The organism is Phycicoccus elongatus Lp2, assembly GCF_000367525.1.
In the GTDB taxonomy this organism is placed as follows: Bacteria; Actinomycetota; Actinomycetes; order Actinomycetales; family Dermatophilaceae; genus Phycicoccus_A; species Phycicoccus_A elongatus.
Genome location: NZ_HF570956.1, coordinates 1,894,989 through 1,915,019, shown reverse-complemented (window position 1 = coordinate 1,915,019; position 20,031 = coordinate 1,894,989). Strand labels below are relative to the sequence as shown.

Annotated in this window: 19 protein-coding genes and 1 pseudogene; 18 read left to right on the top strand and 2 right to left on the bottom strand. The window is 69.3% G+C overall.

Annotation, left to right across the window (positions count from 1 at the left end; all coding sequences use genetic code 11):
- Window positions 1-177 precede the first annotated feature (177 nt).
- From dnaK to BN10_RS09040, 11 genes are all read left to right on the top strand, one after another.
- Complete coding sequence (gene dnaK / locus BN10_RS09085; protein WP_010850948.1) at window positions 178-2,067, top strand: molecular chaperone DnaK; 1,890 nt, start codon at window positions 178-180, stop codon at window positions 2,065-2,067.
- On the top strand, window positions 2,064-2,750 hold the full coding sequence (grpE, locus tag BN10_RS09080; RefSeq protein ID WP_010850947.1) for a nucleotide exchange factor GrpE: 687 nt from the start codon (window positions 2,064-2,066) through the stop codon (window positions 2,748-2,750). The genes dnaK and grpE overlap by 4 nt, the downstream gene beginning before the upstream one ends.
- Window positions 2,751-2,824: 74 nt before the next feature.
- Complete coding sequence (locus BN10_RS09075) at window positions 2,825-3,898, top strand: DnaJ C-terminal domain-containing protein (RefSeq protein ID WP_010850946.1); 1,074 nt, start codon at window positions 2,825-2,827, stop codon at window positions 3,896-3,898.
- A gap of 2 nt (window positions 3,899-3,900) precedes the next feature.
- Window positions 3,901-4,362, top strand: a complete 462-nt coding sequence (locus tag BN10_RS09070) for a heat shock protein transcriptional repressor HspR (RefSeq protein ID WP_010850945.1) — start codon at window positions 3,901-3,903, stop codon at window positions 4,360-4,362.
- Window positions 4,363-4,435: 73 nt separating this feature from the next.
- A complete protein-coding gene (locus tag BN10_RS17335) occupies window positions 4,436-5,806 on the top strand; it encodes a serine/threonine-protein kinase (RefSeq protein ID WP_010850944.1) in 1,371 nt (456 codons plus the stop codon).
- 156 nt (window positions 5,807-5,962) lie between these two features.
- Window positions 5,963-7,654 (top strand): FAD-dependent oxidoreductase, encoded by a 1,692-nt coding sequence (locus BN10_RS09060; RefSeq protein ID WP_010850943.1) that lies wholly within the window; start codon window positions 5,963-5,965, stop codon window positions 7,652-7,654.
- Window positions 7,655-7,715: 61 nt separating this feature from the next.
- Window positions 7,716-7,976: a hypothetical protein gene (locus tag BN10_RS09055; RefSeq protein ID WP_010850942.1), complete on the top strand. Its 261-nt coding sequence runs from the start codon at window positions 7,716-7,718 to the stop codon at window positions 7,974-7,976.
- A 111-nt stretch (window positions 7,977-8,087) separates the two neighbouring features.
- The gene (gene clpB / locus BN10_RS09050; RefSeq protein WP_010850941.1) at window positions 8,088-10,652 is read left to right on the top strand and encodes an ATP-dependent chaperone ClpB; all 2,565 of its coding nucleotides are present in this window, start codon (window positions 8,088-8,090) and stop codon (window positions 10,650-10,652) included.
- A 94-nt stretch (window positions 10,653-10,746) separates the two neighbouring features.
- Window positions 10,747-10,878: a hypothetical protein gene (locus tag BN10_RS17985; protein WP_010850940.1), complete on the top strand. Its 132-nt coding sequence runs from the start codon at window positions 10,747-10,749 to the stop codon at window positions 10,876-10,878.
- Between the two features lie 78 nt (window positions 10,879-10,956).
- On the top strand, window positions 10,957-11,646 hold the full coding sequence (locus tag BN10_RS09045) for an LppX_LprAFG lipoprotein (protein ID WP_010850939.1): 690 nt from the start codon (window positions 10,957-10,959) through the stop codon (window positions 11,644-11,646).
- A complete protein-coding gene (locus tag BN10_RS09040) occupies window positions 11,643-13,355 on the top strand; it encodes an MFS transporter (RefSeq protein WP_010850938.1) in 1,713 nt (570 codons plus the stop codon). The genes BN10_RS09045 and BN10_RS09040 overlap by 4 nt, the downstream gene beginning before the upstream one ends.
- Here BN10_RS09040 and BN10_RS09035 read toward each other — a convergent pair.
- On the bottom strand, window positions 13,303-14,199 hold the full coding sequence (locus tag BN10_RS09035) for an alpha/beta fold hydrolase (RefSeq protein ID WP_010850937.1): 897 nt from the start codon (window positions 14,197-14,199) through the stop codon (window positions 13,303-13,305). The genes BN10_RS09040 and BN10_RS09035 overlap by 53 nt on opposite strands.
- Window positions 14,196-14,993 carry an exodeoxyribonuclease III gene (locus tag BN10_RS09030; protein ID WP_010850936.1) on the bottom strand — a complete coding sequence of 266 codons (798 nt, stop codon included), beginning with the start codon at window positions 14,991-14,993 and terminating at the stop codon, window positions 14,196-14,198. Before BN10_RS09030 ends, BN10_RS09035 begins: the two co-directional genes overlap by 4 nt.
- A 64-nt stretch (window positions 14,994-15,057) precedes the next feature.
- Here BN10_RS09030 and BN10_RS09025 point away from each other — a divergent pair, with 64 nt between their 5' ends.
- The 7 genes and pseudogenes from BN10_RS09025 to BN10_RS17330 all read left to right on the top strand — a co-directional run.
- On the top strand, window positions 15,058-15,831 hold the full coding sequence (locus BN10_RS09025; protein WP_010850935.1) for an SDR family NAD(P)-dependent oxidoreductase: 774 nt from the start codon (window positions 15,058-15,060) through the stop codon (window positions 15,829-15,831).
- A gap of 54 nt (window positions 15,832-15,885) precedes the next feature.
- Window positions 15,886-16,374 (top strand): hypothetical protein, encoded by a 489-nt coding sequence (locus tag BN10_RS09020; RefSeq protein WP_010850934.1) that lies wholly within the window; start codon window positions 15,886-15,888, stop codon window positions 16,372-16,374.
- A 97-nt stretch (window positions 16,375-16,471) separates the two neighbouring features.
- Complete coding sequence (gene pyrE / locus BN10_RS09015) at window positions 16,472-17,026, top strand: orotate phosphoribosyltransferase (RefSeq protein ID WP_040753050.1); 555 nt, start codon at window positions 16,472-16,474, stop codon at window positions 17,024-17,026.
- Between the two features lie 159 nt (window positions 17,027-17,185).
- Window positions 17,186-17,887: a LemA family protein gene (locus BN10_RS09010; RefSeq protein ID WP_010850932.1), complete on the top strand. Its 702-nt coding sequence runs from the start codon at window positions 17,186-17,188 to the stop codon at window positions 17,885-17,887.
- Window positions 17,884-19,107 (top strand): toxic anion resistance protein, encoded by a 1,224-nt coding sequence (locus tag BN10_RS09005; protein ID WP_010850931.1) that lies wholly within the window; start codon window positions 17,884-17,886, stop codon window positions 19,105-19,107. The genes BN10_RS09010 and BN10_RS09005 overlap by 4 nt, the downstream gene beginning before the upstream one ends.
- A 19-nt stretch (window positions 19,108-19,126) precedes the next feature.
- A complete protein-coding gene (locus BN10_RS09000; protein ID WP_010850930.1) occupies window positions 19,127-19,681 on the top strand; it encodes a hypothetical protein in 555 nt (184 codons plus the stop codon).
- A 13-nt stretch (window positions 19,682-19,694) separates the two neighbouring features.
- Window positions 19,695-20,031, top strand: a pseudogene (locus tag BN10_RS17330) (AAA family ATPase); the annotation flags it as partial.

The following is a 20,031-nucleotide window of genomic DNA, read 5'->3' as shown; positions in this document are numbered from 1 at the left end:
GATGCGCGTCAACCTCCACCACTATCGGTCGAAAGAATGTGCCTGAAACCGGGAACAGGATCCCGGGCAAGTAAGTTGAGTGAAGAAGACGCAAGTTTGGAGCACTCGGTTTGCCACGGCATACCAGCGCCTCTAACTTGAGTGACAAGTACTCAATCCACGAAGGAGAAGCACCACATGGCCCGTGCAGTCGGTATCGACCTCGGAACCACCAACTCGGCTGTCGCTGTCCTCGAAGGCGGCGAGCCCACCATCATCGCGAACGCCGAGGGCGGCCGGACCACTCCGTCTGTCGTCGCGTTCGGCAAGAACGGTGACGTTCTCGTCGGCGAGATCGCCAAGCGCCAGGCGGTGACCAACGTCGACCGCACCATCCGCTCGGTCAAGCGCCACATGGGCACCGACTGGAAGACGCCGGAGATCGACGGCAAGACCTACACGCCCCAGGAGATCAGCGCCCGCATCCTGCAGAAGCTCAAGCGGGACGCGGAGTCCTACCTCGGCGAGCCCGTGACCGACGCCGTCATCACGGTCCCGGCCTACTTCGACGACGCCGAGCGCCAGGCCACCAAGGAGGCCGGTGAGATCGCGGGCCTCAACGTCCTGCGCATCGTCAACGAGCCGACCGCGGCGGCGCTCGCCTATGGTCTCGACAAGGGCAAGGAGGACGAGCTCATCCTCGTCTTCGACCTGGGTGGTGGCACCTTCGACGTGTCCCTCCTCGAGGTCGGCAAGGACCCCGACGACGGCTTCGCGACGATCCAGGTCAAGGCGACCAGCGGTGACAACCAGCTCGGTGGCGACGACTGGGACGACCGCATCGTCCAGCACCTGCTCACCACGGTGAAGAACAACACCGGTGTCGACCTTTCCAAGGACAAGATCGCCATGCAGCGGCTGCGTGACGCGGCGGAGCAGGCCAAGAAGGAGCTCTCCTCGGCCAGCTCGACCAACATCTCGCTGCAGTACCTCTCGATGTCCGAGAACGGCCCCATCCACCTGGACGAGACGCTGACCCGCGCCCAGTTCGAGCAGATGACCAAGGACCTCCTCGACCGGACCAAGCAGCCTTTCGAGAACGTCATCAAGGACGCGGGGATCAAGATCTCCGACATCGACCACGTGGTCCTCGTCGGTGGCTCGACCCGCATGCCGGCCGTCTCCGACTTGGTCAAGCAGCTCACCGGTGGCAAGGAGCCCAACAAGGGCGTCAACCCGGACGAGGTCGTCGCGCTGGGCGCGGCCCTGCAGGCCGGTGTCCTCAAGGGTGAGCGCAAGGACGTCCTGCTCATCGACGTCACGCCGCTCTCGCTCGGCATCGAGACCAAGGGTGGCCTGTTCACCAAGCTCATCGAGCGCAACACGGCCATCCCGACCAAGCGCTCCGAGGTGTTCTCGACCGCCGAGGACAACCAGCCGAGCGTGCTGATCCAGGTCTTCCAGGGCGAGCGCGAGATCGCGCAGCAGAACAAGAACCTGGGCACCTTCGAGCTCTCCGGCATCGCGCCGGCCCCCCGTGGTGTGCCGCAGATCGAGGTCACCTTCGACATCGACGCCAACGGCATCGTCCACGTGACGGCCAAGGACCGCGGCACCGGCAAGGAGCAGAAGATCACCATCTCCGGCGGCAGCGCGCTGTCGAAGGAGGAGATCGACAAGATGATCAAGGACGCCGAGGCGCACGCCGAGGAGGACAAGAAGCGTCGCGAGGAGACCGAGGCACGCAACCTGGGTGAGTCGCTCGTCTTCTCGACCGAGAAGTTCCTCGCCGAGTCCGGTGACAAGGTCGACGCCGAGCTCCGTGGGCCGGTCGACACCGCCCTCGCCGACCTCAAGGAGGCGATCAAGGCCGACTCGGGCGCGTCCGTCGAGGACATCAACGCCAAGGTCAACACCCTCAACGAGGCCTCTCAGAAGATGGGTGCGGCCATGTATGCCGCGCAGGCCGAGGCCGGCGACGCCGCCGGCTCCGAGAGTGCGGACTCCTCCGAGGCTCCGGCCGCCGCCGAGAGCGACGACGACATCGTCGACGCCGAGGTGGTCGAGGACGACGAGGACGCCAAGTGACCGCTCGCCACAACCACCACGGGGACGAGGCCTCGGCCGAGCCCGGCGGGCGTGACGAGTTCGACCACGCCGCCGAGGGCGCGCAGGACGATGCGGTGAACACCGAAGCGGTCAACGAGGGGGTGGCGTCGGCTCAGGCCGGCGCCACCGCCCCCGGTGCTGAGGCCTCCGGCGCCACCGCCTCCGCTGCGTCCGCGGAATCCGTCGCCACAGCGACAGAGGGCGCGGACGCAACGAGTGAGGCCGAGACGCTGGCGGCCCAACGGCTCGACGACCTGCAACGCCTCAATGCCGAGTACGTCAACTACAAGCGCCGTGTCGACCGCGATCGCGCGCTCACCCAGGAGCGCGCCGTGCGTGACGTGCTCGAGGCGCTGCTGCCGGTGCTCGACGACATCCAGGGAGCCCGGGACCACGGCGACCTGACCGACGGCCCGTTCGCGGCGATCGCCGACAAGCTCGAGGCAAGTCTGGGCAAGTACGGCCTGACGCGCTTCGGCGACAAGGGTGAGGCCTTCGATCCAATGGTCCACGAGGCCCTCATGCACCAGGCCTGGCCAGACGGCGATCCCGCCCTCGACGGGGCCGAGGGCACGACGGTGGTCATGGTGCTGCAGCCCGGCTACAAGACCGGCGACACCGTGATCCGCCCCGCACGCGTGGCGGTGGCCGACCCCGCGTGATCGCCACCACCGACCGCACCACCACATCCATTCATCCGACAATTCGGCACACCTGAGGAAGGGAGGCGCCGACCATGGCCAGTCAGGACTGGTTCGAGAAGGACTTCTACAAGATCCTCGGCGTCCCCAAGGACGCCGACGAGGCCGCGATCAAGAAGGCCTACCGCAAGCTCGCCCGGCAGTACCACCCGGACAAGAACCCCGGTGACACCGTGGCCGAGCAGAAGTTCAAGGAGATCGGCGAGGCCCATTCGGTGCTCTCCGACCCGACCCAGCGCGAGGAGTACGACGCGATCCGCCAGATGGCGGCCGGCGGCGCACGCTTCACCGCTGGTGGGCCCGGCGCCGGGAACGGCGGTTTCGAGGACATCTTCAGTGCCTTCGGCGGCGGTGGCGGCGGACAGCGTGTCCGCTTCAGCACCGGTGGGGGACAGGGTTTCCCGGGGTATGCCGGTGGCGGCGGCGAGCCCGACATCAACGACATCCTCAGCCAGATGTTCGGCGGCGGCGCCGGTGGTCGTGCCGGCGCCCGCAGCACCTACCGCGGCGACGATTATGGCGACTTCGGTGGATTTGGCGGGCCGACCCGTGGACCCCGCAAGGGCCAGGACCTCGAGGCCCGCACCACCTTGTCCTTCCGTGACGCCGTCACCGGGTCGACGGTCACCCTGCAGACCGCCGAGGGGCGCACCATCACCACTCGCATCCCCGCCGGTGTCCGCGATGGGCAGCGAATTCGCCTGCGTGGCAAAGGTATGCAAGGTGACCCGGGAGCCGAGGCTGGTGACCTGATCCTCACGGTCACGGTCGGTAAGCATCCCGTCTTCGGGCGTGAAGGTGACAATCTGACCCTCGACCTGCCCGTCAGCTTCGCCGAGGCCACCCTCGGCGCGACCGTTGCCGTGCCCACCCTCGATGGTGAGCAGGTCAAGGTCCGGATCGCCCCGGGCACGCCCAGCGGGCGGGTCCTGCGCGTCAAGGGACGTGGTGTCCACAGCAAGAAGCACACCGGCGACCTGCTCGCCAAGGTCGTCGTCACCGTGCCGACGCACCTGTCCGAAGCAGCCAAGGACGCTGTCGAGGCGGTGGCGAAGGAGACCGCCGACGTCGACCCGCGCGCCGAGCTCTTCGCCAAGGCGGGGACCTGACCATGTCGGCGGCCGCATTCGCGCCAGGTGACGAGACACCCGTCTTCGTCATCTCGGTCGCGGCCGAGTTGGCCGGGATGCACGCCCAGACCCTGCGGCAGTACGACCGGCTCGGCCTGGTCACCCCAAGCCGCACCCGGGGTGGCGGCCGGCGCTACTCGGCCCGCGATGTCGCGCTCCTGCGCGAGGTGCAACGGCTCTCCCAGGACGAGGGCATCAGCCTCCCCGGGATCGCGCGCATCCTCCAGCTCGAGAACCAGGTCGCCGCTCTCCAGGAGCGTGTCGCCGAACTGAGCGCGGAGCTCGAAACCCGGCGCCGCGGCATACCCGATGCGCACACGAGAGTCTTCTCGGTCTCCCCCTCCGGCGATGTGTATGCCGCGCGCCCGGGGGAGCGACCGCGGCACCTCAACTCCCAGGCACTCGTGCTCTGGTCCGGTCGACTCGGAAGTTCTCGCACGTGAGGGTGGCCCAAAAGGGGGGCCCGGAGGCATACAGTTCGCGCATGAGCGCACCCCCCGACGTTGTGCGTTCCTGATGCGTTTGGAGGCCGGCGTCGTCATCGGCGAGCGCTATGAACTCGTCCAATCCGTCGCGAGCGGCGGCATGGGTGACGTCTGGCGGGCACGGGACCGCGTGCTGGGGCGGCCGGTCGCGGTGAAGATGATGCGGCCGGATGTCATCGCCGAGCCCGTCTTCGCCGAGCGCTTCCACGAAGAAGCCATCCTCATGGCCGGGCTGTCGCACCACAACATCGCCACGCTCTTCGACTACGGCACCTACGAGGGGATTGCCTACCTCGTCATGGAATTCGTCGAGGGTCAGTCCCTGTCGGCCGAGTTGCGTGAAGCCGGAGTCCTGCCTGTCGAGCGGGTGCGTGCCGTTGTGGCGCAGATGGCGCTCGCGCTCGCCGCCGCCCACGAAGCCGGGGTCGTCCACCGTGACGTCAAGCCGGCGAACGTCCTGATCGGCCCTGACGGCATCGTCAAGCTGACCGATTTCGGCATTGCCCGTGCCACCGATGCCGCGGGGCTGACGCGCACGGGGGAGACCCTCGGGACGCCCTTCTACCTCAGCCCGGAGCGGGCCCTCGGTCGATCGGCGACGCCGGCGAGTGACATCTACGCCCTCGGCGTGGTGGCCCACGAGTTGCTGACCGGCCGCCGGCCCTTCGACCGCGACACCCCGATCGCGACGGCACTCGCGCACGTGACCGACCCACCCCCGACGCTGCCCGCGGCCCTCCCTGATGACCTCATCCGGATCATCGGGCGCTGCCTGGCCAAGGAGCCGGCGGATCGGCCGGCCTCTGCGCAGGAGGTCGCCTACGCCCTGGGCATCGCCTTCGCGGAAGTCCCGCTCATGCGACCGGTGCCCGAGCAGACGCGGCTCGCGCCGATCTCGGTCGCCCCGGAGGCCCGCCTCGTGGACCTCATGGTGCGGCGCAAGGCGCGCATTCTCGTCCTCGAAGCCTTGCACGCCGGTGGTGCGCTCGGGCTGGCGACGATCGGCCACACGGTGTGGGCCGTCCAGACCGATGCGGAGAACGTCAAGCGCCTCGCGGCCGAAGTGCCGGAGGTGCATTTCTTCGCCTTGGACCCGACCGACGTGACCCTGTCCGCACTCGGCCAAGTGGTCCCCTTCGACCTCGTGCTGTGGTCGGGAGGCCTCATCGGGGACCTCTCCCGCGTCGAGCGCGTGATCGCGCTCAAGGGGCTCAGCGAGACGATCGGCCCCAGCGGCCGCGTGGTGCTCGAGTTGCCGTTGACGACGGCTCGGCAGTTCGCCGAGGTCACCGAGGACGCCATCGCGGCCGGTCTGGTCCTGGACCTGACCCTCTCCGGCTACGACCTGCGACCACCCTCGGACGACGCCACGACGACCGTCCTGTTGCTCTCTCGCCGCTGAGCCCACGCGGCGAGACTGCGCTCGATCTCCACCGCCAAGGTCTCGTATGCCGGGTGCCCACCCTCCGTGTCCGGCCCCGGCGGGAGCGGAGGGGTGGTGCGGTGGCGCACGATGCGGTCCGCGGTGGCGACGGCCCCTGCTCACTAGGCTTCTGACGTGAGCGTCAAACCAGCCATCCTCATCACGTCCGAGGCTGACCTCGACCATCTGCTGGACGAGTTCGGTCGCTATGCCCGCGACTACGACGTCCTCGGCGCTGCCTCCGTGTCCGAGGCCACGCAGATCGTGGAGCGCATGGCCGCGGGCGGGCAGCCGGTTGCCCTGCTGGTGGTCGACTCACGGCTGACCGGTGTCGGGCAGATCGACGGCTATCAGGTGATGCACACCCTGCGGACCCTGGTGCCCACCGCCAGACGCCTGGTCACGTCTCGCTGGGAGAACTTCCTCGAGGACAGCAAGACGCTCCGTCCGGCAGTGGCCAAGGGCAAGATCGACGTCGTCGCGCTGACGCCGCGGGGACCCCGGGACGAGGAGTACCACTCGGGCGTCATCGACCTCCTCAATGACTGGAACGCGATGGCCACCCCCGAGGTGGACTCGATCCAGCTCGTGACACCGAGGGTGGATGCGCTGACCAGATCGCTGCGGGAGTTCATGTTTCGAGCCGGCATCCCCGGTCGGACCTATGACCCGGAGAGCGAGGTGGGGGCCGCTGTCCTCGCCCAGGCGGCCGCTCAGGGCTTGGCCACCGATGACTTCCCGCTGCTCAAGGTCTTCTCCACCGATGCCATCGTGCGCCCTCGATCCGTGCGCGAGCTGAGCACTGCGCTCTATGGGCGCCCCGACCAGATCGACGTCGACGACGTGGTCGACGTGGTCATCGTCGGGGCCGGTCCGGCCGGCCTGGCCGCCGCTGTCTATGCCTCCAGTGAGGGCCTGTCTGCGGTGGCGCTGGAGGCGGAGACGATCGGCGGTCAGGCGGGGACGTCATCGATGATCCGCAACTACCTCGGCTTCCCGCGGGGCATCTCGGGGATGCGGCTGGCCCAGCGCGCCCGGACGCAAGCGATCCGTTTCGGGACGCGCTTTGTCACCGGCTGGCCGGCGACCGGGCTGACCCTCGGGACCGCCGGCTCCCCGCACACGGTGCACACCGACGGGGGTGACCTGCGGGCTCGCTCGGTTGTCGTCGCCGCTGGGGTGGACTATCAGCGACTCGGTGTCGAGGCCATCGACGACCTCGTCGGCAATGGCGTGAACTACGGCGCCGCAATGACGATGGCGCGAGATGTCGAGGGCGCCGACGTCATCGTCGTCGGCGGGGGCAACTCGGCCGGTCAGGCGGCCGTGCACCTGTCCCGATTTGCCCGGTCCGTGACGATCGTGGTTCGGCGTCCGGACCTGTCCGCGACGATGTCGCGCTACCTGATCGACGAGATCACCTACAACCCCGTCATCGAGGTCCTCGGCAACCACCGGGTCGTCGACGGCGGCGCCGAGGACGGTCAGCTGGCGTGGGTGGACCTCGAGGACGTCACCAGCGGGGAGCGTCAGCGCAGGGAGATCCGTGGCCTCTTCCTCCTCCTTGGGGCGAAGGTGCACTGTGACTGGCTTCCGGCCCAGGTCGCCCGCGACGACAAGGGCTTCATCCTCACGGGGCGCTCGATCCCGTGGGAGGCCTGGGGTGGACCCGTGCCCCCGGAGACGCTCGCGACGTCGGCGCCCGGAGTCTTCGCGGTCGGCGACATCCGGTCGGGGTCGATGAAGCGCGTCGCCTCGGCCACCGGCGAAGGCGCGAGCGTCGTGCCCCTCATCCATGCTTGGCTGAACGCGCGCCCCGTCGCCTGAGGCTCGTTCGGCGGGGTGGCAGACGGCCCCGGACCGGGCCCACCGGCATACGGTGGGGAGCATGAGCGACCACCTGATCGTCGTGCCCGAGCGGGCGACTGCCGAGGCCATTGCTGCCGACCTCGTCGACGAGGGCTTCACCGAGGCGCGTGTCCTCCGTCAGCCACTGGCCGGCGACGATGATGCCGAGGCGGCCGAGTGGGGCGTGCTGGTCGTCGAAGAACTCGTCGTGGACGAGTCGGGTCCGGTCGAGTCGGGCCTGCGGGACCGGTTTGCCGCGCTCGCGCAGGAGCACGACGGGTGGTACGACCCCAATCCCTGACGTGTCTGCCGGACGCCAGAGTTGAGTGGAACAGACTCAACTCTGCGGGTGTTGGACCCAAAGAGAACTGATCCTCAACCTGACCGACCACCTCGAAGGAGTCCCATCCGTATGGATCTCAAGCCCACCACCAAGGTGGCCGAGGCGCTCGCCCTTGCCCAGCGCGCGGCGCAGACGCACGGCAACCCCGAAATCACGCCTGACCACATCACCAGCGCCCTGATCCAGCTCGACACCCCCCAGGCCGATCTGCTGCTCCAGGCTGCGGGCACCGGCGCCGGCCACGTCCTGGCTCAGGCCGACGCCCGCGTGCGCGCGCTCCCGAGCCAGTCCGGCGCCTCCCACAGCCCGACCTTCGGGCGTGAGGCAGCCAACGTGCTCCAGCGCGCCGACACCCTGATGAAGGCCAAGGGTGACACCTTCCTCGCCTTCGACCTGTTGCTGCTCGCCCTCGCCGAGACCGGGCACCTTGCCGCGGTCGAGAAGCGTGGCGCGGCCGACATGGAGAAGGCGATCGACACCACCCGTGGGGGCCGCAAGGTCACCAGCGAGACCCCCGCCGAGGGCGGGGAGTCCCTGGAGAAGTACGGCAGCGACCTCACCGAGCGCGCGCGCGAAGGCAAGCTCGACCCGGTCATCGGCCGCGACAGCGAGATCCGACGCGTTGTCCAGGTGCTCTCACGCCGCACCAAGAACAACCCGGTCCTCATCGGCGAGCCCGGCGTCGGCAAGACCGCCGTCGTCGAGGGTCTGGCTCAGCGCATCGTCGACGGCGACGTGCCGGAATCGTTGCGCGACAAGCGATTGATCAGCCTGGACCTCGGGGCCATGGTCGCGGGGGCGAAGTACCGTGGCGAGTTCGAGGAGCGGCTGAAGGCCGTGCTCGAAGAGATCAAGGCCAGTGATGGCCAGATCATCACCTTCATCGACGAGTTGCACACCGTCGTGGGTGCCGGGGCAACGGGCGACTCCGCCATGGACGCCGGCAACATGCTCAAGCCGATGCTCGCCCGTGGTGAGCTCCGGCTCGTCGGTGCGACGACGCTCGACGAGTTTCGCCAACACATCGAGAAGGATCCCGCCCTCGAGCGCCGCTTCCAGCAGGTCTTCGTCGGCGAGCCGAGCGTCGAGGACACCATCGCCATCCTGCGTGGCCTCAAGGAACGCTACGAGGCGCACCACAAGGTCGAGATCGAGGACAGTGCGCTCGTGGCCGCCGCGGCCCTGTCCGATCGCTACATCACCGGACGCCAACTCCCCGACAAGGCGATCGACCTCGTCGACGAAGCAGCGTCGCGGTTGCGGATGGAGATCGACTCCAGCCCGGTCGAGATCGACCAGCTCCAGCGTTCCGTCGACCGGCTCAAGATGGAGGAGCTGCACCTGGCCAAGGAGACCGATGATGCCTCGGTCGAGCGCCTGGCCAGGTTGCGTGCCGACCTGGCGGAGAAGTCCGAGGAACTGGCCGGTCTCAACGCACGGTGGGAGGCCGAGAAGGCCGGCCTGAACAAGGTCGGCGACCTGCGGGCCCACCTTGACGACCTGCGCACCCAGGCCGACAAGCTCCAGCGCGAGGGTGACTACGAAGGCGCCTCCAAGATTCGTTATGGCGACATTCCGGCGCTCGAGAAGGAACTCGCCGCCGCCGACCTCGAGGAGGCTGCCCAGAGCACCGACCTCATGGTCAAGGAGCGAGTGGGCGCGGACGACATCGCCGAGGTCATCTCGTCCTGGACCGGCATACCGGCCGGTCGTCTCCTGCAGGGAGAGACCGAGAAGCTCCTCTCGATGGAATCGATCATCGGCTCCCGCCTGATCGGCCAGGAGTTGGCCGTCCAGGCGGTCTCGGACGCGGTGCGCCGCAGCCGCGCCGGACTCGCCGACCCCAACCGCCCGACCGGCTCCTTCCTCTTCCTCGGTCCGACCGGTGTCGGCAAGACGGAGTTGGCGAAGTCGCTCGCGGACTTCCTCTTCGACGACGAGCGAGCCATGGTCCGCATCGACATGAGTGAATACTCCGAGCGCCACTCCGTCGCCCGTCTCATCGGCGCACCCCCCGGCTATGTCGGGTACGAAGAGGGTGGCCAACTCACCGAGGCTGTCCGCCGTCGGCCCTACTCCGTCGTGCTCCTCGACGAGGTCGAAAAGGCCCACCCGGAGACCTTCGACATCCTCCTTCAGGTGCTCGACGACGGGCGGCTCACCGACGGGCAGGGTCGCACCGTCGACTTCCGCAACGTCATCCTCGTGATGACCTCCAACCTTGGCTCGCATTTCCTCGTCGACCCGACGATGGACTCCGAGGCCAAGCGCGAGGCCGTCATGGCCACCGTGCGCCAGGCCTTCAAGCCCGAGTTCCTCAACCGACTCGACGAGGTCGTCATCTTCGACCCGCTGTCGAAGGACGAGTTGGCGCACATCGTCGACCTCCAGGTCCGCGAGCTGGCCACCCGCCTGCGCGATCGCCGGATCACCCTCGAGGTGACGGACGCCGCCCGGGCCTGGCTCGCCGAGCAGGGCTACGACCCGGCATACGGTGCCCGCCCGTTGCGCCGGTTGGTGCAGAAGGAGATCGGTGACCGGCTCGCCCGGGCCGTGCTCTCCGGTGACGTGCGCGACGGCGCCGAGGTCACCGTCGACGTCGACCCGGACTCCGGAGCACTCACCCTGCGCTGACCCCACCCTTGCGTCCGGCGACGTGGTTGGTATGCCGTCCACGCGCCGGACGCAAGGGAGAGACACTTCCGCTCTGTCCGGCAAGGTGGTTGGTATGCCGACCTCCCATGCCGTGTTGCGCCGCCTGCTCGCCGCCGACGGCGACGTCGTCGCACGCCTGCGCGCCGCTCTGCCCGACAAGGCGTTGGTGGCGACCGTCGTGAAGCGGGGTCACCGCCTGGCGTGACCCCGCGGCATACCCCATGGGATGCGTATGCCGCGGGGCTGAGCACCGCTCCCACCGCACGCCGTTAGGGTGGGCGCCATGCTGCGCCGCCGCTTTGCTGTCACCCTTCTCGGGCTGGCCCTGGTGGCCGGCTGCTCCTCGACGGAACACACACCGGAAAAGACCCCGGCCGAGGCCCTCGCGGCGGCGCGCGCCTCGCTCGCGAAGGCGACGTCGGTCCACCTCGTGCTGGCCTCGACGGAGGTCCCCGCCGGGCAGAACGGCGTGACCGCCGGCGACGGCGACGGCGAATTCTCGGCGACCGAGGCGAAGTTCGCGGGCACGATCACCGGCACGGTCAACGGTCTCACCGGCAACATCGCGATCATCTGTGTCGGTGACCAGGCCTGGTGGAAGCTCTTCACCCCGGACTACACGCCCGCGGACCTGGCCAGCGTCAACGCACCCAACCCGTGCACACTCTTCCACCCGGAGACCGGTATCGCCTCCCTCGTCGCGGCGACGACCGACCCGGTCGCCAAGGGCCAGACCCGCAGCGGCAAGGACGTGGTCACCAGTTACGCCGGCAAACTTCCCGGCGCCCCGATCTCCGAGCTGCTCCACCTTGGTGACGGCACAGGGACCTATGACGTGACCTTCGGGATCACGGACGCCGGTGAGTTGCGCCAGGCGACGATGACCGGCCCCTTCTTCGCGGGAGCGACCTCGACCTACACACTCACCCTCAGCAACTACGGCAAGGCCGTGACCATCACCGCACCGCAGTGAGCACCCCGGCACCGCGTCCCCTGCTCGCGACCGCCTCGATCGCCGTCGCGCTCGCCGCGGCCGACACCTATGTCGTCGTCCTCGCGCTCACCGACATGATGGCCGGCGTCGGTCTCGGGGTCGATGCACTCCAACGGGCGACGCCGATCATCTCCGGCTTTCTCCTGGGCTATGTCGCCGTCCTTCCGCTCATCGGGCGGATCGCGGATCTCAGTTCACGCCAGCGAGTCCTGCTCTGGTGCCTGGCGATCTTCGTCGTCGGCTCGGCTGTCACGGCCCTGGCGACCGACCTGCCGACGCTCGTCGCCGGCCGGGTCGTCCAGGGCGTCGGCGGGGGAGGGTTGGTGCCCGCGACGCTGGCGATCGTGGCCGACCTGTGGCCGGCCGATCGTCGAGGCATGCCGCTGGGTGTCGTCGGCGCGGTGCAGGAACTCGGATCGGTGCTCGGACCGCTGCTCGGCGCTGCCGTGCTGGCCGTCTCCGACTGGCGAATGATCTTCTGGCTCAACGCAATTCTCGGCGTCGTGCTGGCGGTCCTCATCGTCCGGACCGGAGGTGGGCTCGGGGCTCGCCCACGTTGGGGACCGCTGGTCGTGACGGCGGTCGGGCTGGCCGTGACCGGCTTGGCGCTCGCCGCGCCCGATGCCTTGACGACCAGCGTGTCGCTCGGGCTGCCCTTCGTGCCCTTCGGCGACGCCAACGCGCCACTCCTGACACCCATCGGTGTGCTCGGCCTGCTGCTGGTGGCCGTCGCTCTCGTCCTGTGGGTGCGCCCTGCCCTGCCGGTGCTCCGCCGATCGGACCTGCTCGGAGCCGTCCTCGTCGCGACCGCCCTGGGCGCCGTCATCCTCACCTTTGCCGCGGCCGACCCGGCCCGCGAGGTGGTCGGCCCCCTCGGCTACGTCCTGCTGCCCGTGGCCGCCCTCGCCACGCTGGCGTATGCCGTGCACCACCGCCGTTCGTCGGCTCCGCTCATCCCGCGCGGGTTGGTGCGGGGGCGCGCCCTCGTGGCTCTGTTCGTCAGCCTCAGCGTCGGTGTGGCCCTCGTGGCGGTCGTCGTCGACGTGCCCCTGTTGGCGCGGTTGATCCACACCGACAGCGAGACGGGCGCGGCCTTGGTGCTCGTCCGCTTCCTCGTCGCCGTGCCCGCCGGTGCCCTGCTCGGTGGGTGGCTGCTGCGTCCTCTCGGTGATGGTGCCGTGGCCACGGTCGGTCTGGCCGCGGCCTCGGTCGGCCTCTTCGTCATGGCGACGTGGGGGAGGGGATCGCTCGATACGGTCGCGTCGACGCTGATCCTGGCCCTCGTCGGTGTCGGGGTCGGCCTTGCGCTCGCCCCGGTCAACAATGCGGCCCTGGCCCAGGCGCCGGACGAAGCCCACGGCACGATCAGCGCGCTTGTCGTCGTTGCCCGCATGGTCGGCATGGTCGTCGGGCTGGCCCTGCTGACGGCGATCGGTCTACACCAGTACTACGACGCGGTGGCGCAGATCCCAGACCGCACCGACACCGCTGCCCTGGTCGACGCGGCGATCGTCCAGGTCCACTGGGTCTTCCGTGGAGCCGGTGTCGCCGCGGCGGTCGGTGCGCTGGTCGCGCTCGGCCTCGGCCTGCGCCGCCATTCCTTGCGTCCGCCTCCGCCGCGCCCATGGCGACGGATCACGCGGACGCAACGGGAGGGGAGTCCACAGGGCAGTCCACGAACTCGATGACCGCGTCGGTGACCGTCCCGGTCGCCTCATAGGCCAGCATGTGGCCGAGGTCGGGCAGGACCGTGAGCCGCGATCCGGGGATCTGCTCCTGCAGCATCCGCGCCCAGGCGACCGGGGTGAGTCGGTCCTTGGAGCCGACGAGGATGTGGGTCGGCACGTCGACGAAGTGGGCGAGTGAGGCGATCTCGTCATGGGCCTCGATGGCCGTGAAGAAGGCACCGATCGTCGGCATCTTGGTGCGCTTGATGAGGCCGACGACCTCCTTGACGTCCGCTGGGTCGGCGTCGCGCCCGAAGATCATCGGCCCCTGGATGGCGCTCGGCACGAAGATCCCGGCCCCGATCCGCGGCGCGCGCGACGCCACGCCCATCACCAAGGATTCGAGCGGGATCGGTCGGCGACCCTGCACCGAGGCGGCGGTGCCGACGAGGACAGTCCCGCGGACCCGGCGGCCGAAGTCGGCGTGGCGCGACCCGGCATACGCCATGATCGTCATCCCACCCATGGAATGGCCGACGAGTACGAGCGGTGAGTCACCGGGAACCGTGGCCGCGATGACCTCGGCAAGGTCATCGCCGAGCAGCCGGACGGTCGCCTTCGGGGGCCGGCCCATGGTCGAATCCCCGTGGCCGCGTTGGTCATACGTCACGACCCGGACGGCACGATGAGTGAGCAACTCCTCGAGGACGGGTCGCCAGGCCGCGTGGGTGAGCGTCCAACCGTGGGCCATGACCACGGTGGGCAACGACGGGTCGTGCTCGAGGACGCCCTCGTGCACCTGCACGGCAAGGCGCGCCTCGTGGGCCGCCGACACGGTGAGGTGCCGGGCCGAGCGGACGGTCATGAGGGGTCGCCGAGTTGGACGACGACCGGAGCATGGTCGCTCGCGCCGGCGCCCTTACGCTCTTCGCGGTCGATGGCCGCACCCTCGACGAGGGCTGCGAAGGCGGGCGAGCCGAGGACGAAGTCGATCCGCATGCCGCGGCCCTTCTGGAAGCGCAACTGCTGGTAGTCCCAATAGGTGTAGACCTTCGGCCCGGGCGCGTGCGGCCGCACGACATCGACGAACCCGGCGTCGAGGAAGGCGTGGAAGGCGGCCCGCTCGCGCGGACTGACGTGACTCTTGTCCTCGTAGAACGCCATCGACCACACGTCCTCGTCGAAGGGCGCGATGTTCCAGTCGCCACACAGGGCCACGGGCAGGTCGCCGGCCGCCCAGCCGCGGGCCTGGTCGAGCAGTCGACCGAGCCAGTCGACCTTGTAGGTCATGTGCGGGTCCTCAACCTGGCGACCATTGGGGACATAGACCGACCACAGGCGCACCGACCGCGAGCCCTCGCCGACGGTGGCCCCGATCGCGCGGGCCTCGGTGACGTCGTTCCACGCCGGTGCACCGTCGAAGCCGACCTGCACGTCGCGAAGGCCGACGCGGGACAGGATCGCGACCCCGTTCCACTGGTTGAAGCCGTGGTGGGCGACCTCGTAGCCGAGCCGGGTCAGGCGGTCGAAGGGGAACTGATCGTCGCGCGCCTTGGACTCCTGCAGGCACAGGACGTCGATCTCGTGGCGCGTCAGCCAGGACTCGAGGCGATCGATCCGCGAGCGGATCGAGTTCACGTTCCACGTCGCCATCCGCATGGTTCGACCCTACCGTCGGGTAGGCCGCGGGGTCCGCCGGCCGTGGCGTCGTAGGCTGCGCCCCATGACAACGGCCCTGGTCACCGGCGCGACGGCAGGCATCGGCAAGGAGTTCGCGATCCAGCTCGCGGCGCGAGGTCACGACCTGGTGCTCGTGGCGCGCGACGTGGAGCGACTCGAGGAGTTGGCGGCCGAGTTGCGCGGCCAACGGGGCGTCCAGGTGGAGATCCTGCCGGCCGACCTCTCGGACGCGGCGGCGACCCGTCGCGTCGCGGACCGCCTCGCCGACGAGAACGCGCCCGTCGAGATCCTCGTGAACAACGCGGGTTTCGGCATGAAGAAGTCCTTCCTCGTCAACGACCTCGAGGCCGAGGAGGGCATGCTCGACGTCCTCGTGCGGGCCGTGCTCGTGCTCTCACACGCGGCCGGCCGGGCGATGAAGGCACGCGGCCACGGGCAGATCATCAACGTCTCCTCGGTGGCCGGCTGGCTCGCGAGCGGCACCTACTCCGCGGCCAAGTCCTGGGTGACGGTCTTCTCCGAGGGACTGGCGGGCGAACTGGCCGGGTCCGGGGTCACGGTGACGGCTTTGTGTCCGGGCTTCGTGCGCACCGAGTTCCACGCCCGGGCCAAGATCCGGGACGACGCCTTCCCGGACGCGATGTGGCTCGATGCCCCGACGCTGGTGCGCGACTGCCTGGCCGATGTCGAGGCGGGCAAGGTGATCAGCGTCCCGAGCGTGACCTACAAGGCGCTCTCGACCCTGCTCAAGGTCGTGCCCCGGCGGTTCGTGCGCTCCGGGGGTGTGGTCACCAGGCACCGCCCGCCCGCGCGCTGAGGGCCTGCCTGATCCGCCCTTCCCTCACCGGGTCGATGGGCGCATGCTGGATGGATGGGTGATGGGACCGAACCCGAGGTGTTGCGCAGGTATCGCCATCTGCTGCGCACCGCCGCCCTCGACTGGCAGGAGACAGCCCATCGGCGGGCGTTGACCGATCTCGGTCCGAGCGCTCGCGCCGACCTCCTGGGTGAGTTGAGGGTGCTGCTCGGCACCGGCTATCGATTCGGGCCCGACGACATCCACCACGTCGCCCGTCTCGTGGTGCGAGCGGAGCGTCGCGCGCCGGGACTGCTCCTCGCGGGTCTCGATCCCGACCTGTTGGTGAGGCTGGCGGGATTGGTCGTGGACAGCCCGATCGGGCGGATGCTGGTGGCCGGTTACGACATCTGGGACGGCACCGAGCCGCCCCGGCCCGAGGATCCGGTCCTGCCCAAGGACCACCACCAGCGCTGGCAGCATTGGCAAGGCGGCATGGAGGACGGGTGGGCGGCCTACTTCGCGCGGTTCGCGGCACCGCAGAGCCGAGGACGTGGGTACTGAGGCCTTCGCCCTGGTCCTCGCCGATTCACCCCCCGTGAACCGGTCACCGGCGGAGCGCTCGCATCGCGGGGTGAGCCCGCGGCATACGATCGGGACCGTGACCGACAACGCCATCGACCGCGCCCGCCTGCTCGACATCGTCCAGGACAAGGCGATCGTCCACGGGAAGGTGACCCTGTCCTCGGGCAAGGAGGCCGACTACTACGTCGACCTGCGCCGGATCACCCTCGACGGCGAGGCCAGCCCGCTCGTCGGACGGGTCATGAGGGACCTGACCGCCGACCTCGACTACGACGCCGTCGGCGGGCTGACGCTCGGCGCGGACCCCGTCGCCACTGCCATGCTCCACGCGGCGGCGGCCGATGGCGAGCGACTCGATGCCTTCGTCGTTCGCAAGGCCGGGAAGGCCCACGGTCTGCAGCAGCGGATCGAAGGCCCGGCCATCGCCGGTCGGCGCGTGCTCATCGTCGAGGACACCTCCACCACCGGTGCCTCACCGTTGGACGCGGCCCGGGCCGCCCAGGAGGCCGGGGCCACGGTCGTCGCGGTGGCGACCATCGCGGACCGCAACACCGGGGCGGCAGAGGTCTTTGCCGAGCACGGGCTGGAGTACCGCCACGTCTACGGATTGGCCGACCTCGGGCTGGCCTGACGGCGGACGCCATCAGGCCAGCCAGGATCGTCAGCGGACCAGTTCCTTGGCGCGCTTCTCGACCGGCATCCCCAGACGATCTGCAACGGGCCACCCGGTGGGAACCGGTGACCGCCTAGGATCGCTGACAGGTTGTCACCGCACCGGGGGAGGAACCCAGTGATCATCGCCTTGATCGTCATCGTCGTCATCGTCCTGCTGCTCGTCCTGTGGGCCGTCGGGGTCTACAACGGCCTCATCAAGCTGCGCAACCTGGTGCAGGAGGCGTGGCGCCAGATCGACGTCGAGCTCACCCGTCGCCATGACCTCATCGGAAACCTCGTCGAGACCGTCAAGGGGTATGCCGCGCACGAGCGGGGCACGCTCGAGGACGTCATGAAGGCGCGCAGCGCGGCGATGGCTCCCGGCCAGGGCCCCGCGCAGCAGGCGGCCTCCGAGGGCATGCTCACCCAGGCACTCGGTCGCCTCATCGCCGTCGCCGAGGCTTATCCGGACCTCAAGGCCAACCAGAACTTCGCGATGCTGATGCAGGAACTGTCCTCCACCGAGGACCGGATCGCGTCGGCGCGTCGCTACTACAACGCGAACGTCCGCGAACTCAACACCAAGGTCGAGTCGGTGCCGAGCAACATCGTGGCGGGCATGTTCAACATCGGCAAGGAGGAGTACTTCGAGGCCGTCGGTGAGCAGCGCGAGGCTCCGAAGGTCGACTTCGGGCAGCGCGACTCCCAAATCCCCCCACCGAGCTCGTATGCCGGGCACGAGGCTCCCAGCGCGCCCGCGGCCCCCCAGGCTGCTCCCGGTCCGGACGCGGCCACTGGTCCCGGCACCGCTCCGGAATCGCCGGAGGGACGCGCATGAGTGACGGTGAAGCCGCGGTCCAGCCGCTCGCCCCGCCGGAGCAGGTCCTGACCCTCGACGCGCCGCCGGCACCGGCGACTGTCACGGCCACCCAGGCCCCGAAGATGGCGCCGCAGGTGGCCGCCGAGGCGGTCCCCGGTCTCGACGCGCGGGTGGACACCTTCATGGACGCGCTGACGAAGGCGGCACCGCGCAGCCCGGAGTTCGCGCAGCAGGCCGACAACGTGCGCACCATGGGTGACGCCGACATCCGCAAGGCAGCCGAGACGAGCAATCGGCTCCTGCAGACGCCGGTCAAGGCCCTCAAGGAGGGCGGTATCGCCCAGGGGTCCGCCGTCGGCAAGACTCTCCTCGAGTTGCGTCGCACGGTGGAGGAACTCGACCCCAGTGCCGTGACCGGGGGCCGCAAGATCCTCGGGATCATCCCCTTCGGCGACAAGGTCGTCGACTACTTCCGGCGCTACCAGTCCGCGCAGAGCCAGCTCAACGGCATCCTCCATGCCCTGCGCAACGGCCAGGACGAGCTGACCCGCGACAACGTCGCCCTCAACCTCGAGAAGACCAACCTCTGGGCCACGATGGGCCGGCTCAACCAGTACGTCTACATCGCCGAGCGGCTCGACACCCGCCTTGCGGCCAAGATCGCCGAGATGGAGATCAGCGACCCGGACGGCGCGAAGGCACTCAAGCAGGACGTGCTCTTCTACGTCCGGCAGAAGCACCAGGACCTGCTCACCCAGCTCGCCGTCTCGATCCAGAGTTATCTGGCGATCGACGTCATCATCAAGAACAACATCGAGCTCATCAAGGGCGTCGACCGTGCCTCCACGACAACGGTTTCCGCGTTGCGGACCGCCGTCATCGTCGCTCAGGCCCTGGGCAACCAGAAGCTCGTCCTCGAGCAGATCACCGCGCTCAACCAGACGACGAGTGGGATGATCCAGCGCACCTCCGAGATGCTCAAGGAGAACTCCGCGGCGATCCAGGAGCAGGCGGCGAGCAGCACGATCGGCATGGCCGAGCTGCAGGCGGCCTTCCAGAACATCTACGCGACGATGGACAGCATCGACGAGTTCAAGGTCAAAGCCCTCGACACGATGGCCCAGACCATCGGGGTGCTCGAGACCGAGGTCGAGAAGTCCAAGGACTACTTGGCCCGCGTGCATGCCCAGGACGCCCGAGGCACCCAGAACATCGACCTCGGCCGCCCGAGCACCTGAGCCGGCCGGACACTGACGTATGGGGTTCGGGGACTGGCTCAGCCGCACCTTCGGCGGCAGCGAGCCCGAGCCTGCCCCCCTGCCCAAGCCGCCCGGTGAGCCGGAGATCCTCGCCTCGCTCGAACATGTCGATCGGCTGCTCGCGGACTCGGGCGCCTCGCCGTTGGTGCGTTCGCGAGTCACCCGCATCGGGCGCACGATTCGCGAAATCCTGCCGCGTCTGGCGACGCTCGGCGTCGGGAGCCAGGATGCGTATGCCGTGGTGGCCACCGCCACGAACTACCTCCCGGAATCGGTGGCGGCCTACCTGCGCCTGCCGCGCGACTGGGCGGACTCACGCCCCATCGACGGCGGCCGGACCGCCCTGATGGTGCTCATCGACCAGTTGGAGTTGTTGCGATCGTCGATGGACTCGATGCTCGACGCGGCGGTCCACGCCGATGCCCAGGCACTGATCGCGCAGGGACGCTTCCTCGATGCCAAGTTCGGGCGCGTCACACCGACCGTGCCGGACACGGCACCGGCGCCTCCACCGGCCGCGTCGTCGTCGAGCAACACACTGGATCTGGGCTGAAGGGGGAGCAGGCATGACGGAGGGCAGGACGGTGGGCCTGGCCGAGGCCTTGGCCGGTCTCGTGGAGGTCGGGGTCGCTCATGGTGCCGACGAGGCAATGGTGCGCGCGGAGGGCGAGGCGCTCGCGGCGACCGTGGCCGAGGTTGCCCCCGGTGCGCACCTGGACTGGGTGCGCATCACCGGCGGCGACCGGGGGGCCGAGGACTTCATGGCGGCGGCCTCCCGCGGACGTCGGTGGCGGTCGGGGCCGACACCCGTGCTCTCGGAACTGGTGGCCGGTCGCTCGCCCGGCGCCGCGGCATACGCCAAGGCCTTGGGGGATGTCTGCGTGGCGGCCGCCGACCTCGGGG